At 61.0% G+C, this 16,795-nt stretch carries 9 protein-coding genes; 4 read left to right on the top strand and 5 right to left on the bottom strand.

Going from position 1 to position 16,795, the window contains the following annotated elements; genetic code table 11:
* Window positions 1-62: 62 nt before the first annotated feature.
* Window positions 63-467 (top strand): PTS sugar transporter subunit IIA, encoded by a 405-nt coding sequence (locus tag WEU32_RS01630; RefSeq protein ID WP_167175217.1) that lies wholly within the window; start codon window positions 63-65, stop codon window positions 465-467.
* Window positions 464-742, top strand: coding sequence for an HPr family phosphocarrier protein (locus WEU32_RS01625; RefSeq protein ID WP_312134567.1), 279 nt, complete (start codon window positions 464-466; stop codon window positions 740-742). The genes WEU32_RS01630 and WEU32_RS01625 overlap by 4 nt, the downstream gene beginning before the upstream one ends.
* Here the strand turns inward: WEU32_RS01625 and WEU32_RS01620 are convergent.
* The 3 genes from WEU32_RS01620 to WEU32_RS01610 all read right to left on the bottom strand — a co-directional run bounded on the left by WEU32_RS01620 (window position 739) and on the right by WEU32_RS01610 (window position 4,121).
* Window positions 739-2,259, bottom strand: a complete 1,521-nt coding sequence (locus WEU32_RS01620; RefSeq protein ID WP_406852647.1) for a VOC family protein — start codon at window positions 2,257-2,259, stop codon at window positions 739-741. The genes WEU32_RS01625 and WEU32_RS01620 overlap by 4 nt on opposite strands.
* Window positions 2,260-2,336: 77 nt before the next feature.
* Window positions 2,337-2,954 carry a glutathione S-transferase family protein gene (locus tag WEU32_RS01615; protein ID WP_406852646.1) on the bottom strand — a complete coding sequence of 206 codons (618 nt, stop codon included), beginning with the start codon at window positions 2,952-2,954 and terminating at the stop codon, window positions 2,337-2,339.
* A gap of 432 nt (window positions 2,955-3,386) precedes the next feature.
* The gene (locus WEU32_RS01610) at window positions 3,387-4,121 is read right to left on the bottom strand and encodes a PepSY domain-containing protein (RefSeq protein ID WP_406852645.1); all 735 of its coding nucleotides are present in this window, start codon (window positions 4,119-4,121) and stop codon (window positions 3,387-3,389) included.
* A 257-nt stretch (window positions 4,122-4,378) separates the two neighbouring features.
* Between WEU32_RS01610 and WEU32_RS01605 the strand changes: the two genes are divergently transcribed.
* The gene (locus tag WEU32_RS01605) at window positions 4,379-5,362 is read left to right on the top strand and encodes a GAF domain-containing protein (protein WP_406852644.1); all 984 of its coding nucleotides are present in this window, start codon (window positions 4,379-4,381) and stop codon (window positions 5,360-5,362) included.
* Window positions 5,363-5,493: 131 nt separating this feature from the next.
* The gene (locus WEU32_RS01600; RefSeq protein WP_406852643.1) at window positions 5,494-7,011 is read left to right on the top strand and encodes an aldehyde dehydrogenase family protein; all 1,518 of its coding nucleotides are present in this window, start codon (window positions 5,494-5,496) and stop codon (window positions 7,009-7,011) included.
* 165 nt (window positions 7,012-7,176) lie between these two features.
* On the opposite strand, the gene WEU32_RS01595 is transcribed toward WEU32_RS01600, so the two are convergent.
* Together WEU32_RS01595 and WEU32_RS01590 are read right to left on the bottom strand one after the other, a co-directional pair.
* Window positions 7,177-10,815, bottom strand: a complete 3,639-nt coding sequence (locus WEU32_RS01595) for a hypothetical protein (protein ID WP_406852642.1) — start codon at window positions 10,813-10,815, stop codon at window positions 7,177-7,179.
* Window positions 10,812-16,775, bottom strand: coding sequence for an SdrD B-like domain-containing protein (locus WEU32_RS01590; protein ID WP_406853475.1), 5,964 nt, complete (start codon window positions 16,773-16,775; stop codon window positions 10,812-10,814). Before WEU32_RS01590 ends, WEU32_RS01595 begins: the two co-directional genes overlap by 4 nt.
* Between the last annotated feature and the right edge of the window lie 20 nt (window positions 16,776-16,795).

Here is a 16,795-nt window from a genome sequence, read left to right as displayed (position 1 = left end):
AGGGTTCAACCTGACCGCTTTTTGTTGATGTTCGGCAGATATGGGCCATTCGGTTTAGATTTATGATCGGTCTGGTGATCGTCACCCACGGAGGTCTGGCCTCCGAATTCATCTCGGCGATGGAGCATGTGGTCGGCCCGCAGCGCGGTGTCGCGGCTATTTGTATTGGTCCCGAAGACGATATGGAGCGCCGCCGGCGCGATATTCTCGACGCCTCTGCGGCGGTCGATGACGGCGACGGCGTGATCTTGCTGACCGACATGTTCGGCGGCACCCCGTCCAATCTGGCGATTTCCGTCATGGAGCAGACCAAGGCCGAGGTGATTGCCGGTCTGAACCTGCCCATGCTGATCAAGCTGGCCAGTGTGCGCGGCCGCGAGAGCCTTGAGGCCTGTGTGGCCCATGCGCAGGATGCGGGACGCAAATATATCTCGGTCGCGTCATGGGTTCTGGCAGGCGATAAATGAGCGAAGCCGTCCGCGCTGAAATGGCGATTTGCAACCAGCGCGGCCTTCATGCCCGTGCTTCGGCCAAGTTCGTAAAGACGGCCTCGGAATTCGATGCGGAAATCCACGTCTCGAAAGATGGCACCACCGTTGATGCCCGCTCGATCATGGGTTTGCTGATGCTGGGGGCCGGTATCGGCTCTTCGATCGAGGTCAAGGCCGAGGGCAGCGACGCCGAAGCCGCCATCACAGCCCTGTCGGATCTGGTCGCCCGCCGCTTTGACGAAGACGTCTAGGCCGTCAGCCACGCCCGTATAGCGACCTCGTCGGCATCAACCATCCAGTGACCGGCGCTGAGGATCTGGTGATCCACCTGATGGCCATGGGCCTCCAACACGGTTTTCAATGTCTCGCTATCTTGCTGCGGGGCCAGATTGTCATCGCTCCCCGACAATACCAGCAGACGCCCCTTGCCTGCCTCGGGTGACACCTCGCCCGATAGCACCGCAGTGGGCCGTATCATCACCGCCTGTTTGACGCTGTCGGGATAAAGGCGCGCCATGGCCCCGATCATGTCCGCCCCGTTGGAATAGCCCAGCAGCATCAGTCTGTCGGCTTCCAGCGCATAGCCACGGATGGCCCCCGCCAGAAAGGCGTTGAAGGCGGCAGCTTCCGAACGGATATCCTTCTGGTCGAACTCGCCTTCTCCCAGACGGCGGAACCAGCGCAGATTGCCTTCTTCGGTGGCGCGGGCGCGCACACCCAGAAGCGCCGCACGCGGATTGATCCGGTGCGCCAAAGGCATCAGGTCGGCCTCGTCACCACTGGGACCATGCAGCAGCACAATGGTCGAGCCATCGGGGTCTTCCGGCCAGTAGAACCGGTGCACGAACGGCAGGTCGCGTTTGGGGCCGCGCATTTCGCCCGGCCGCGAGAACTGCGGAATCTTGATGCGTAGTCCGTCCGTAAGAAAGAACATGACCTCGGGCGGGAATTGCAGCGCCAGCCCCAGTTGTTCCTCCGGTTCATTCACGGTCATGCCCGGTAGGTCTGTGGCACATTCAATCGATAGGCCGCTGCTGTCGCGCACATAGAAGGAGCTGAAATATTGCAGGTCCCGCACCATCGTCGGGACATGATCCTTGAGACGGTCGCGCAAGTGATTCAGGCTCGGCGTGTCCGGTGCACGAAAGGCCACATGGTCGGGCACACCGGCACCCTTTACCGAGGGCACAAAGCCGGTGACGCTGTGGACGTCCACCACATCGGTATCCGACTTCAGACGGGTCATGCTGCCTTCGGTTCTGGAGATTTCATAACCGAAATAGCCAAGGAAATGGCTGGTTTCTTCGGCGCGATCACTGAGGATGGTCACGCCGCGAATATGGCAAGGGGCTGTCACCGAGCCCGAGCCCAAAGCCACCTCGCTGGCCACCAACTTGATAATCAGGCCATCCGGGTCTTTCAGGCGCAGGACCGGTTCGCCAAATTCCTTGATCGGACCTTCGACGACAATATTGGCCGAGATCGCCCGCATCATCCATTCGCCCAGACTGTCGGTCGGTACGGCAAAGGCGATTTCCGACACCTGACCCAGCCCTGTGCGGCCACGGCCTGTGGCCTCCCACACCATGAAGCTGACAAGGGTGCCGGGCCGGCCATCGGGTGCGCCATAGAACAGGTGCAGCTGTTCGGCATCCTCGAAACCGCTGGTCTGTTTGACGAGGTTCAGACCTAAAAAGCCCATGTAGAAATCAACATTGGCCTGAACATCGGCGGTGATGCTGGTGACGTGATGGATGCCGGTCGTCATCGGAATTCTTTCAATCAGACACCCCGTCCGGCCAATCACCGGACGGGATGTTTAGAAACATGGGCCGTTCAACCCGCCTATTTGCCCGCTTCGCGATCCAGCACTTTTTGAACAGCCGGATCGGCAGCCAGACGGTCGTGCAGAGCCAGCACGTTCGGATATTGGGACAGATGCCCTTCCATCAGTTTCTTACCCCAGCGGATCATCGGGAAGGCATAGGCGTCGATCACCGACTTGCCATCCAAAATCCATTCACGGCCTTCAAGATGCTTGTCGAGGGTGGCGAACTGTTTGTGGACCAGGGCATGGCCGGCCGCGACGACCTTGGCGCGGGCCTCCTCGCTCTCGTCGGTCGTATAGCGGTACGGCATAAAGACCGGCCAGAAGGCGGCGTGCATGTCCGAGGTCAGGAAGGCCGACCAGCGATGGTTCTCTGCCTTTTGGCGCAGGCTGTCACCACCCGACAAATTGGCCTCGGGATGCTTTTGCGACAGATAGTCGAGGATGGCCCCCGCCTGGGTCAGTAGCCAGCCATCGTCCTCGCGCAGGGTCGGAACCGCCCCCGCCGGATTGACGGCCAGAAGTTCCGGCGAGCCATACTGCACCTTTACCGCCCCATAGGGCGCGCCAATCCATTCCAGAACGATGTGCGGGGCCAGCGAGCATGCGCCTACGGCATAGTACAGGGTGGGCAAGGACAACTCCGTCAAAAATCAGCAAGCTTAGGGCAGAACATGGGCACGAAAGACTTTGAAGCAAGCCAAGCATAACCTTTCAGACGCGCCTTGGCCCAAGGCTGTCCACCGCGAAATGTAAAGGTTCGCCACATCCTGGAGTGGCCGATTGCCGATGCCCCGACCACAGGTTCAGTTTAAGCATTTATCCTAGGTTTTACGGTCAAGCTTTCTGTCTTAACCTTGGGTCAGGATTGCTCACCAACAGCCATCGGGGTGGCTTATGCGGAACGACCCTCTCTGCCTGCGCGAACAGGTCCGTATCCGGTTTCTCAGCATTGCCGCCATTGTAGCGGCGATAGGCCTGACGTGGTTTTCGTTGTCAGGCCCGTCTTCGGGAGAAGCCTTAGTGCCGCCCGAACCGGACACAGTCCAGGCCGTATACTAGACCCCTCAATGGGCCTTGCGACGGGCGGCACGGACGGCACGTGCCATTTTCAGATCTCGCGACAGGCGTATCCACAACAGGATAAAGCCGGTCACCACAATGCTGAGCGTCAGAACCGTCAGACCGACCAGCAGCGGGTGGTTGAAATTGTCGCCATTCTTGAAGTCGAGAATGTGCAGCCGCCAGAAGAAATCATAGAAGCGCCACACCGCCGAACGTCGCGTGACCACCTCGCCGGTCTGGGGTGACAGATAGAAGCTGGTGCGTTCGGTATCGTTGAAATCCACCCGCCAGATTGGCCCGTCGCGACCGGTTTCCTTGGGGGCCGGATCCAGCAGGACAGGCATTTGTGGGCTTGCATTGCCGCGATAGGCCGCCTTCGCCAGCGCCGTGACCTCGTTCGCATCCATCGCGGCAAAGGGTTGCCCCGTCGTGGCGTTCAAGGTCACAGGTTCGCCATCGCGCGGCGTCAGTACCCATGCCGGACCGCGCTGTATGTTCTTCAGTTCGGCACGCGCCGGTGCAATGCCTGCGGTCTGCACCACATCGGCCAGAGGCAGGACCTGCTCTACAGGCAGGGCCACTGGCGAGGTCTGTTTCAGACGATGCTCGCTGCGGACCGTCTCGATCGGGATGGCGGTCATGACCAGACCTCCGGCCACCCAGAACAGGACCTGCACCCCCACGACAAGGCCGATCCATTTATGGATCTGGGTCGAATATCGCAGAACCTTCATCATTCCCCCGGATGCGTTTCACACGCCAATAACAGCCTATAAACCTATACGCATAGAGCTGTATTTCCCCTCGTCTTGCCATCACCCGACGAACGGGTTGGCTGGCAGGTCCGGCATTTTTGCATGGGGCGGTTTTCGTACCCATCTGCTTTGGGAAAGCTTCCGAGGAGAAGACAAGCCGATGACGTGCAGCCATGATGCATTGACGCCCGCCGTCATGACGCGTCTGATCCATCAGGACGCAGCCTTGGAGGCCGAATGTGAATGATTGTTCGCGTAGCGACCATGCCAATCTGATCCGTCAGGCACTGGATGATAATGCCGGGGCCCGCTCGGCTTTGGCCGCATCCTGGCGTCGCTCCATCACCCTGTATGGGCTGGACCCGATGCGGCACCGTCAGGTCGAGACCATTACCGACCTGCAACTGCGCGAGGCACGACAGGCGATGGAGCCTGTAACGCGCGCCGCCGAAGGGGTTCTGGACCGTCTGTTTCAGGCCGTCGGCGGTGTGGGCTGTTGCGTGCTGCTGACCAATACGGACGGCATTCCGGTTGAACGGCGCGGCGCTGTGGCCGATGATCAGACCTTCCATCGCTGGGGCCTGTGGCCGGGGGCAGTCTGGTCCGAGGCGGTCGAAGGCACCAATGGCATTGGCACGGCTCTGGCCGAGCATCGCCCCGTCACCATTCACCGCGACCAGCATTTCCATGCGCGCAATACCGGCCTGAGCTGTGTCACCTATCCCGTGCATGACCATCTAGGGCGGCTGGTGGGATCGCTGGATGTCTCTTCCTGTCGGGCCGATGCCACCGAGAGCATTCTCGGTCTGATCTCGGCCACAGTGGCCGATGCCGCCCGTGCCATCGAGGCCCAGACCTTCCGTCAGGCCTTCAGCGATGCGCGGATTGTGCTGGCCGGTGATGCCAACGAGCGCAACACGGCAGCGCTTTTAGCTGTAGATCGCGACGATCTGGTAATCGGGGCGACACGAGCCGCGCGGCTGTCGCTATTGATTACCGATGAAAGGATTGCCACCCAGCTTCCGGCGGCTGATCTTTTGGCCCCTGCACAGGCACCATATGCTGAAACCGAAACCGATCTGCATGAGGCCGAGCGCGGAGCGGTACGGCGGGCTCTGGCCCGGTCCGGCGGCAATGTCTCGGCGGCGGCGCGGGCACTGGGCATCAGTCGCGCCACCCTTCATCGCAAGCTGCACAAGCTGGGCCTGATCGAGTTGCACTGACCTGTCGCAATCCTGCGACAGGTGTGCGCCGCACCATGAGCGCGCCCTCTGGCAACCGCCCCATGGTCGTCCCAACGTCTCCTGAACGACGCCGAGCCACCGGCGCACAGGAAACAGCAGGAGGCCATTCGATGACCAAATCCGAATTTACCCGCAGCGTGACGCCGCAATACAAAGCCCGCTACGACAACTTCATCGGCGGTGAGTGGGTTGCCCCCGTTAATGGCCGCTATTTCGAGAACACCTCGCCGGTGAACGGTCGCGTTCTGTGTGAAGTGGCCCTGTCGGACGCCGCCGATGTGGAACTGGCACTGGACGCCGCCCACGCCGCCAAGGATGCATGGGGCACCACCAGCCCCGCCCAGCGCGCCCTGATGCTGAACCGCATCGCCGACCGCATGGAAGAAAACCTGCAAGCCATTGCCGAGGCCGAAACCTGGGACAATGGCAAGCCGGTGCGCGAAACCCTTGCCGCCGACATTCCGCTGGCGATTGACCATTTCCGCTATTTCGCCGGATGCATCCGCGCGCAGGAAGGTGGCCTTTCGCAGCTGGATAACGACACGGTCGCCTACCACTTCCACGAGCCGCTGGGCGTGGTTGGCCAGATCATTCCGTGGAACTTCCCGATCCTGATGGCGACGTGGAAGATCGCCCCTGCCCTCGCCGCCGGTAACTGCATCGTGCTGAAGCCTGCGGAACAGACACCGGCATCGATCCTGTTGCTGGTCGAGCTGATTCAGGACCTGCTTCCGACGGGCGTGCTGAACATCGTCTCGGGCACCGGCATCGAGGTGGGCGAGCCGCTGGCCACCAATCCGCGCATCGCCAAGATCGCCTTTACCGGCTCGACCGCTGTCGGCCAGAAGATCATGAAATATGCGACCCAGAACATCATTCCGGTGACGCTGGAACTGGGTGGCAAGTCGCCGAACATCTTCTTCAAGGATGTGATGGATGCCGATGACGCCTTCCTCGACAAGGCGCTGGAAGGCTTTGCCATGTTCGCGCTCAATCAGGGCGAGATCTGCACCTGCCCCAGCCGCGCCCTGATCCACGAAGACATCTATGAAGCCTTCATCGAAAAGGCGATTGCCCGCGTCGAGGCCATCAAGCAGGGCGACCCGCTGAACCCCGAAACACAGGTGGGCGCACAGGCTTCGGCCCAGCAGTTGAAGAAGATCCTGTCCTATCTGCAAATCGGCAAGGACGAGGGTGCAGAAGTTCTGACCGGCGGCGAACAGGCCGTGCTGAAGGACGATCTGGCGGGCGGCTATTACATCAAGCCGACCATCTTCAAGGGCACCAATGACATGCGGGTGTTCCAGGAAGAAATCTTCGGCCCCGTTCTGGCCGTGACCACCTTCAAGACGCTGGAAGAAGCCATCGCCATCGCCAATGACACCGAATACGGTCTGGGCGCAGGCGTGTGGTCGCGTGACATGAACACCGCCTATCGCGCCGGTCGCGGCATTCAGGCCGGTCGCGTCTGGACCAACTGCTATCACCACTATCCGGCCCATGCCGCCTTTGGCGGTTACAAGAAGTCGGGCATTGGCCGCGAGAACCACCGCATGATGTTGGACCACTACCAGCAGACCAAAAACCTGCTGGTCAGCTACAGCCCCGACAAGCTGGGCTTCTTCTGATCCACAGGCCTGACGGTACAGGGCGCGGGCTTTTAGTCCGCGCCTGCTTTTTTCCGGCTGATGTCATGACCTCCGCCATCTGAATGTCGGAATATCAGCCGGTTTAGCCAAACAAAAACGGCCCCCTCATATGAGGGGGCCGTTTTCATTTAGGCGTTCATCTGATCAGAACTTGCCGATCAGGTTTACGAACCAGCCATTCTCGTCATAGCTGAGGTCGCCCAGATCGTCCGAATAGTCGGTGAAGTTGTAACCGACACCCAGTTTCATGTGGTCGCCGAAGTGGCGATACACGCCGACCAGAGCGCCCAGACGGCTGTCTTGCGCTTCCTTGATACGCAGGTCGCGCATCTCGACGATGACATCCCAGCGGCGCACGATCTGGTAATCGGCGCGCACGGCCCAGAACATGGCCTCACTGTCGAACCACTGTGCGCTTTCGTCACGCGAGGCGCGCAGTTCACTGATGCGGTAGGCCACCTTGGCCCCCAGCGCGAGGCGCGGGGTCAGTTGATAGGTGCCATCCACAGCCGCGATATGGCTGCGTTGCGCATAGTCGAGGTTCTGGCCCAGAGCGTCCACCTGAGCGGGCGACGGCAGGTCGGCCAGATAGGTGTATTTGGCCAGCATGTTGAAGCGGTCATTGTCCACCGGACGATACGCACCGGCCAGAGCCAGTTCGTAGAAGTCCGCATCCATGGCCATTTCCTGATCGGAATTGGACATGGAGATATTGGCCTTGGCAAACAGACGTAAGGAAGGGGTCGCCTTATAGGTGATCTGGTTGCGGGTGGTCACCGTGGTGCGCTCGCCCACCGTGGTGCCGTCGTCCTTGCGGAACTCCAGACCCGAGGCCCAGCGCAGACGATCGCTGCCATAGTCAGCCGTTGCGCCGATGGCCATACGGTCCATTTCCTGACCCAGAGCATCGCTCAGGGTGCCGGTCTCATAGCGGGCACCGAACGTCCAGCCTTCGAACGGGCTGAAGTCCACACCATAGGCCTGGGTCCAGCCGGTCGGGCCTTCACCGTGGTCATAGCGTTGCTCGGCAAAGACACTGGTCTTTTCGCCCATCTGCTGACGGGCACCGCCGGTCAGACGGCCAAGACGGCCACCCGACAAAGCATCCGGATTTTCACCCGCAAGGGCATAGCCCAGATACAGGCTGCCGCGGTCGGTCATGGCGAAATCGGCGCGCAGATCCGCCCCGAAATCCATGTCGCCGTCGGACACTTCGCCCTTGAACTTCAGGCGGTCATGGACCTGATATTCGCCACCGATACCGTAACGGTCATTCGATTGGCGACCACCATCGTGGTCCAGCGTCGCCTGAGCCAGAGCCCAGACCGCCCACGGTGCATCGTGGATGTCGCGTTCCTGATTGTCGACAGCGGGCGTGTGGCGATAGCCGAGCGTGACAGCCGCATCGGTCCGCGTACCTTCGCTGGGTGGCGGCACATACAGCGGACTGTAGGCCGTGCGCTGGCCCTGTTGCTTGTCTGAACGGACGCCGATCGATCCGAACCAGCCCTGAGCGACCTCGCGGCGCAGACCGGCCTCGATGGCGTGGCGTTCGGTCAGACGACCGTCCGTCACGTCACCCTTGGCCTGAAGGCGCAGGGTTTCGCTGATGGCTACATCCAGCGAGCCGCCATACTGGTCCAGCGTCTCGCCAAAGGTCAGCTCGCCCGGAGCCGAGAAACCGGCTTCGCGGGTCTTGTAGTAACCGGCAAAGCGGCCATCGCGGTCCATTCCCACCTCATCCAGCTTGCCGCCGAAGGTCAGGCTGACGGCATTGGCCTGATCGGCCACGGTCTGAAGCTTGGTGAAGTCGTAACCGCCGGTCGAGGAGACGAAGGAGCCGTCGCCCGGTCCATCAGCCTGTGCGAATTCCAGTTTCACAAAAGTGTTCGGTCCATGCTGGTACAGCACATCGGCACCGAACAGGTCCTGCGAAGCCTGATCCTCGCCCTGATGATAGGCGCTGCCGCCCACACGGATACGGTCATTCAGCCAGTGCTGGGCACGGGCCCCCGTGGTGAAAGCATCCGGACGGGTCAGACCCGGCGAATACTCATAGGTGGCCACAACCCAGACCGGATTACCGGCCAGCGTCGATTGCTGGACGAAGCTGTCCGAGCCAGCCGTCATCGGCGGCGGGTTACGCATGACGACGCGACCTTGCAGGTAGTTCACGTCATAGTCGCGCGCGGCGATCAGTTCCTTGCGCTCCAGCACCAGACCGGAATCCTTGTCGCGCACCTCGAGGTAGACGCGTTCGGAACCCGGAGCGATGTCGCGGTTGCGGAAGTAGTAGACCGAGCCGCCGGTCGAGGCGAAGTCCTCGCGGCTGGCAATGGTGCCGGGGTCGGCGGCAAAGACATTGACCTCGGTACGGCGCTCGCCGTTCTCGGTCACAGCCTCGCCACGCCAGTCCAGATTGGCACCGTACAGCGTGCGCTGGTGACGGATCAGCTCGTTACCACCTAGATGGCTCTGGAACACGCCCCACATGGCGTCGGTGTTCTCGTTCTCGGCACGGATATAGAAACGGCCATAGGTCGGCGCGTCCTCAACCGTGACGGAGTCATCGCCATAGACCGGATAGTGCATATCCGGATCAAGGCGGCGCAGGACCGAGCGCGGGTCTTTTTCAAGGAAGCCGTCAAACAGGTTCTTCAGGCGTTGTTCGCCCGTATCGGCCGAGGCCGTGACCTGCCAGTCATTCTTGACCAGACCCTTGAAGTAGAAGGCCAGACGACCATCCACGAAGTCGGTGCGATGATCGCCCGTATCGCCCAGCAGTTCGTGCTTGGCGGCATCGAAACTACGGCTGCCGGCGGTGATGTCGGCAATACCGACAAAGAAACGGTCGCTGCGTGGCAGGACCACTTCGCGCATCAGTTCAACAGGAGCCTGTTGCGGACGGGCGACCTGAACAGCAATGGCGGTCGTGTCGGCGGGCACGATCTGCTGCATCATAAAGCGGCCCATACGGTCCACCGGAACCGGAGCGCCAAAGGCTTTGACGCCGGTATTCACGTCTTCGACTTCGCCGCTGATGGTCACGGCCACACCGCGCACAGCGATGGAATCGACGGTGCGCATATTCTCGAAGGACGGGCCTTCGAGGATGTCCGGCTTGGTCACCGAAATGGCGTGGGTGACATCCAGCGTGGTGGCTGCCGTCTCGTCATAGCGGCCATCGACCCCATAGACTCGCAGCAGGTAGCGATAGCGTTGCTCGCCCGCCTGTTCACGGTCGGTGGACCAGGTGACGCTCTCGCCGACCTTCAGCGGGATGACCGTCATAGGGGCTTCGCCCGTATTCTGGTCGGCGCGGAAGATGCGGACCTCTGCACGCTCCACATAAGCCGCATAGTTGCTAAGCGTGAAGAAACGCACCGGATAACCGGCACGGATCACAGGCTGGTCGGCGACAATGCTGAGCACAGGGCGGATATCAAAACCCGAGGCCTGCACACGCACATCTGCGCCACTGAGGGCCATATCCTGACGGCGCTGGCGGTCGGCGCGCAGGTCATCGGCATCCCCTTCCCCGTCCACGCTGATGCGGAACGGGGTCGAGGCACCGCGATCGGCGGCTTCGAGATTGTTGCCAAGGCCACGGCGTTCTACCGCCGCATCATCGGCCACCGGACCGCACGGACGATCCGTATCGCGGCCGCAATAGACCTGATCCTGGCTGTCCGAGGCTTGCTGAGCCTGAACAGCCGAGGCCAGGGCGATGGCCGAGCCGCCCATAAACAGGGCGGTCAGCAGTTTATTCGACGCGCGGATCATTGCACGCCTCCGTCGTTCATAGTGGACGCAATGACGGTCTCTTCCTCGACCACCAGACGGTAACGGTCACCTTGATCGTTCCAGCGGTCGCGGATCATGCGACGCACCTTGGCGATACGGTCACGGACCAGATCGGCATCTTCACCGCGCGAGGCATAGGCCAGACGCAGGACCGAAGGACGCTCGGCCAGAGTGACCAGCAGGGTTTCGAACTGTTGTTCGAACTCTGTACGCAGTTCCGTGCCTTCGAAGGCTTCGGCGTTCAGGTCCACACGCACAACGCGGTGCAGGCTGGCGCCGAAGTTCAGGCGGGCGAACTTGCCGCGGGTCAGACGAACCGTTTCCGGGTTGCCTGAGGTGACGCGGTAGCCGGTCGGCAGGGTGCGGTCATCCAGCTTGACGATGAAGTTGGAGCCACGCTCCTCGTTCGGGATCATCGGGCAGGTGATGTGATAACGGCCCTCGGCGTCGGTCGTGATCAGCAGACCGCGAGCGGTTGCCAGACGCACGCCCGGCAGACCCGGTTCGCCATCGTCCTGAACGCCGTTGCCGTTACGGTCGTCGAACACCTTACCGAGGATGTCGGTGCAGTCGAAGTCCGGATCGGGGATCATACGCACGGTCGCCTCGGCGATGTTCGAGATGATCTGGTCCACCGTCGGGTTCAGCGCAAACGCCGTATTGGTATGCTCGCCTTCGACCACGCCCGCACCGACCACAAGGATCAGCTCGAAGCGCTTGGTCTCGCCTGCCGCGAAGGTCAGGTCGGGCCAGCTCAGCAGACGGCCGTTCTGCTGCGGTTCGACTGCCACGCCATCCACCAGGGCCGAACCCTCGCGGTAGCGGAAGCCGGCCGGAACACGGTCGGTCACCGTCACGCCCGGTACAGTGCCAGCCAGCGTGTTGCGGGCGGTGACAACGTACGGGACCAGACCGCCGCGAACCACATTGACCATCGGGGTCGTCTTGGTGACTTCGATGGCACCCTCAAGGATCGGATCCAGCGGGATGTTGTTGTTCACGACATTGGCCGACAGGCCAGGCGTCAGGTCCAGCGTCAGGACATAACCGGTCGTCAGCGTACCTGTGGTGCAGGTTTCCGGCGTACCGATCGGCGGGGCACCGTTGCTGGTCGAAACCAGCATCGGGTTCGGGAAGGCTCCGACCGACAGCGGACCGACGCAAGGCGGCAGCATGCTGGACGGCTGGATCGGGTTGTAGGTGCCGTTCGGCGGGGTCACCGTCAGGGTGTAAACACCCGCCGGAGCCGAGCTGACCAGCTGGAAGTAGTAAAGACCCTTGGCATCGACGACCTGACGAAGGCCTGCTTCACCACCCAGCAGGTGCTGGGCCGGATCGAAGCCTGCCGGACCGTTGATCTCGACAATGGCACCCTGCACCGGCGTACGGCGCACAGCATCATAGACGACACCCCACGGATCCAGCGGCAGGGACTGCTGCGGAACAGTGGCACCCGGTTGCAGGGTGATATCGGCCAGTTCACCGTCACGGATGGTCGCGCCACCCGGGTTCGAGGTCGAGACAGTGCCGTCAACAAAGTTGCCGCCGGTCTCGTTCGGACGCGCGCCGCCATAGACCGCATTGTTCTGCGGGTGACGGAAGCGGACCGAATAGCCCGTGCCCGGAGCCACGCCCGGGAAGGCATAGCGGCCATCGGCACCGGTCTTGGTGGTGTCCATCAGAACATCGCCAAGGAACAGTTCGACCGTCCAATCGGACTGAACCTCTTCACCGCCGTCCAGAGCGCGGTTGTGGTTGGTATCCATCCACACCGTACCCGAGATCGCGCCTTCGGCACCGCGTTCGCCGAACAGGTAGCCGGTGGCATCGGTCGCCGGCGGCAGGACGATCATATTGATCGTGTCTGCACCGTCCGAGGTACCGCCGACCGAACCCGGCGTGTCGATACCGTCATCATAACCGTCCGGCTGGGTCTCGGTGACCGAATAGGTCCCGCCCTGCAGGTCGGTAAAGGTGTAGGTGCCATCTGCATTGGTGACAATCGTACGGGTGACCGCTTCGCCACGGGCATCGGTGCCGGTCAACGTCACAGTAACGCCGCCAATCACCGGCTCGTTGGCATCGCGGATGCCGTTGTTGTTGGTGTCGTTATAGACGAGGCCCGACAAAGAACCCGTGCGTTCACCGAAGTTCACGACCGGCGGAGTCTGGTCATGGACAATGGTGACCGGAACGCGGTTGGACGGATTTTCGCGACCATTGCCATAACCGTCCGGCTGGATTTCCACGACGACATAGTCACCGCCGCGGATGTTGCCAAAGCTGTAGCTGCCATCCGGATTGGTCGTGGTGGTTGCCACCAGATCGCCGTTCGGGGTGCGAAGTTCGATGACGACGCCTTCCAGCGGGCGGTCTTGCGGATCAAAGGTGCCGTTGCCGTCAATGTCGACATAGACATTACCGGTCAGGCTCTGGCCACGCTCGCCAAAGGCATAGTCGGTCGCATCCGTCCCCACCGGAAGGGTGATGTCATAGATGCGGTCGCCATCGGCTTCGACCGTGCCGCCTACGCTGCCGGCGCTGTCCGCACCGTCAGAATAGCCTTCAGGCTGGGTCTCGACCAGTTGATAGGTGCCCGACTTGAGGTCGTCGATGACCCACTCGCCTTGCGCATTGGTGGTGGCCGTACGGGTCACCGGATTACCGGCATCGTCGGTACCCGTCAGGGTGACAACCACGCCTTCGATCGGTGCCTCGCCCGGTTGGCGGATACCGTCATTATTGGCGTCCACGAAGACGTGGCCCGACATGGTGCTGACAGTTTCGCCAAAATCGACCGACTGTTCGACGCCAGGGGTCAGGTTGACCTGAACCTCGTTCGGGGTCGACGAGCCATAGCCGTCAGGCTGGGTTTCGCGGATCGTATAGTTCCCCGACGGCAGGTCGGTGAAGCTATAATTGCCATCCGCATCGGTCGTGGTCGTGGCGATCAGGGTGCCGTTTTCATAGAGTTCGATCACCACACCCGGGATCGGCGTATCTTCCGGATCGCGCGTGCCATCGCGGTCAATGTCTTTATAGACATGGCCGTTGATGACGACGGCGCGCTCGCCGAACACATAGTCGGTACCCTTTTCACCCGCACCCAGCGTGATGTTGCTGATGGTGTTGGCCGCAGGCGTACCGTCAAAGACCGAATTATCCGCCGTACCGCCTGCCGAACCCGGACCTTCCTTGCCATCCGCAAACTGGCCCGGATGGGTTTCGATCAGGCTGTAATTCCCCTCCGGCATATCGTCGAAGATATAGTTGCCATTGGCATCCGTACGGGTCGTACAGGTCAATGCGGGGTCAAGAGCCGCGCGCCAGGCACAGATGTCCTGACCGTCCTTGGTCGTGCCCGACAGGGTGATCTCGACACCTTCGATGCCTTTTTCACCCGACTGGCGCACACCATTATTGTCGGCGTCGATAAAGACCGAACCCGCCAGCGAGCCTGACAGCTCGCCGAAGCTGTAGTTTGCGCCGAGGGCACCCGTCGCCAGCACAATATTGCTGATGACATCATTGCCCACAGTCCCGCCCAGATTACCCGCAGCTTCCAGACCATCGGTAAAGCTCGACAGCGGTGCGGTGTTCTGGGCCTGTTCGGTCAGGGTGTAGCCCGTGGCGTCCGAACCCGGAACAGCCAGATACAAGAAACCCCCTGTGGCATCGGTGACTGCCGTACAGTCGATCAGGGTACAGACATCCTGACCGCTGGCCGTTGTGCCCGACAGGGTCATCGTCACACCCGGAATACCGGTTTCACCCGCATCGCGGATGCCCGAGGCATTACGGTCAATATAGACAAAGCCGCTGACGCCCTGACCGGTCGCACCGAAATCATAGGTGATGCCGTCATTGCCTGCGTTCACAACGATATTGGTGATGCGCAGTGCACCTGCACCCACTGACGGCGTATTGATGCCGCTGACGCCATTGGACGTACCACCCAGCGAGCCGACATAGGCCCCCGTATGGCTCAGACCCAGAGCGGGCGTGATTTCCAATTCATAATCACCCGGACGCAGCACCTGACAGTTGGTTGTCGTGTCTGCGGCATTCGGGAACTGGTAGAGACCTGTCGCCGTGGTGGTGATCGAACAATCAACCAGCTCGCCCAGATCGTTGGTGCCGGTCAGGCGCAGGATCGCACCGGCCAGACCCGAGGTTTCCGATGTAGAGCGGACCGCATCGACGTTCGGATCGAGATAGACCATCCCGCCGAGGGTCGAGGTCGGCAATTCGCCGAAATTACGCTGGGTCAGGTCCGCCGAAGGCGCAACTGTGCCAACAACGATATCTTCCGGAGCCGCACGGCCACGCGAACCGGCAATCACATTGCCCGATCCGTTGCTGTCCAGACCATCGGAAGTCCCGTTCGGCTGAACCAGTTGGGTCACCGTATAGGCATTGCCATTGGACGGCGCGACGTTGTTGAACACATAGTGGCCGTCTACATCGACATTCGCCGTCATATTGACCGCGTTACCGGCATAGTCGGTTCCGGTCAGCCGCAGATGCGGTGTCGCAGTAAAGGCGGAAGGGCCAAAACCTGCCTCTCCGGCATCGAGAGAACCGTTATTGTTCACATCGCCATAGATGTAACCGGACACACGGGCCGCGCCGACTTCTTGGAAAATATAGCCGGTGGCAGCCGTCGTCGCCGGCAGGGCGATATCCGAAATCGTGTTGTACTGGGCCGCGCTGCTGAAGACCGAATTATCGACTGTACCGCCAGCCGTACCCGCCGTCTCCATACGGTCGAAAGTACCTGCGGGCTGGGTTTCAACAATCGTATAGGTGCCGGAAGGCAGACGATTGAAGATGAAGCTGCCATCGGCGGCCGTCGTAACAGTACGCGCGGCAATCGCATTGCCGAAACTATCCTGACCCGTCAGCCTGAGCGTGACGCCGCCAATACCTTCGCCACTGTTGATCGTATCGTTCAGATTGTCGTCACGATAAACCGTGCCGGCAATCGAAGAGACAGTGACCTGGGTCACTTCGGTCTTGGAGTTATTGCTCGGAACCGTATCTCGGCTGATCTCGTTGCCGACAGCATCCTGACCCGGCTTGATCTCGGCCATATTGGTCAGGTTGGTGTTCAAAGCGCCGTTATACGGATTACTAACCTTGGCAAAGAAGGTGAGGGTCACGGTTTCGCCGTTGCCGGGGAACAGACCGTCCAGCACACAGTTCACCTTATTGGTGCCCGTGCAGGTCATGCCGCTGACGGTCACACCTGCCGACGGCACGAAGGTTTCACCACTGACGCGGGTCCAACCCGAGGGAAGTTGATCCGAAACGCGGATCTGTGTGGTCGGCGACGGACCATTATTGCGAACCACGACTTGGTATTCGACCGGCTGGTTAATCTGAACCGGCGAATCCGTGATGCGCGTTTTGGAGACCACTTCCAGATCGGTAGACGGAATAATCGTCGTGGTCTGTACAGCGGTATTGTTTGCCAACTCGCTGTCGGCCTGAATTTGCGAGGTGTTGTTTTGCTCCAGCGAAATCACATTGACGCTGTTGGAGAATGTCAACGGACCGGTCGGCGGCAGCACTGATGCATTTTCCGGGGCCACAGCAAAGGTCAGTCGGAAGATCACCTGATGCTGGGCATCCAGATAGTTCTGGCTGTCGTCGGTTCCATGCAGACGACAGACGATGTTGCCGCCCGAGGTTGAACAGGCCGGTGCCGGCGGTGTGTAGAGTGTATTGCCACCATTGGCAGGAACAGGATTGATGTCCAGATTGCCAGACAGCGTCATCGTATAGCCCGTAGGCGGTGCCGGCGTATCCGTGATCACAATATTCGATGCACGCGACGGGCCGAAATTGGTCACGCGCACATCGTATACAAGGTTCGAACCGTACGGCACAGGATCATAGGCCGAGCTCGGCTCGGTCTTGGTAATGGCCAGATCCATTTGCGGACCCGCCACGCTGT

The organism is Brevundimonas sp. BH3 (genome assembly GCF_045345115.1).
Classification (GTDB): Bacteria; Pseudomonadota; Alphaproteobacteria; order Caulobacterales; family Caulobacteraceae; genus Brevundimonas.
Note: the sequence above shows the minus strand (reverse complement) of the source record. Positions and strands in the feature narration are given on the sequence as shown.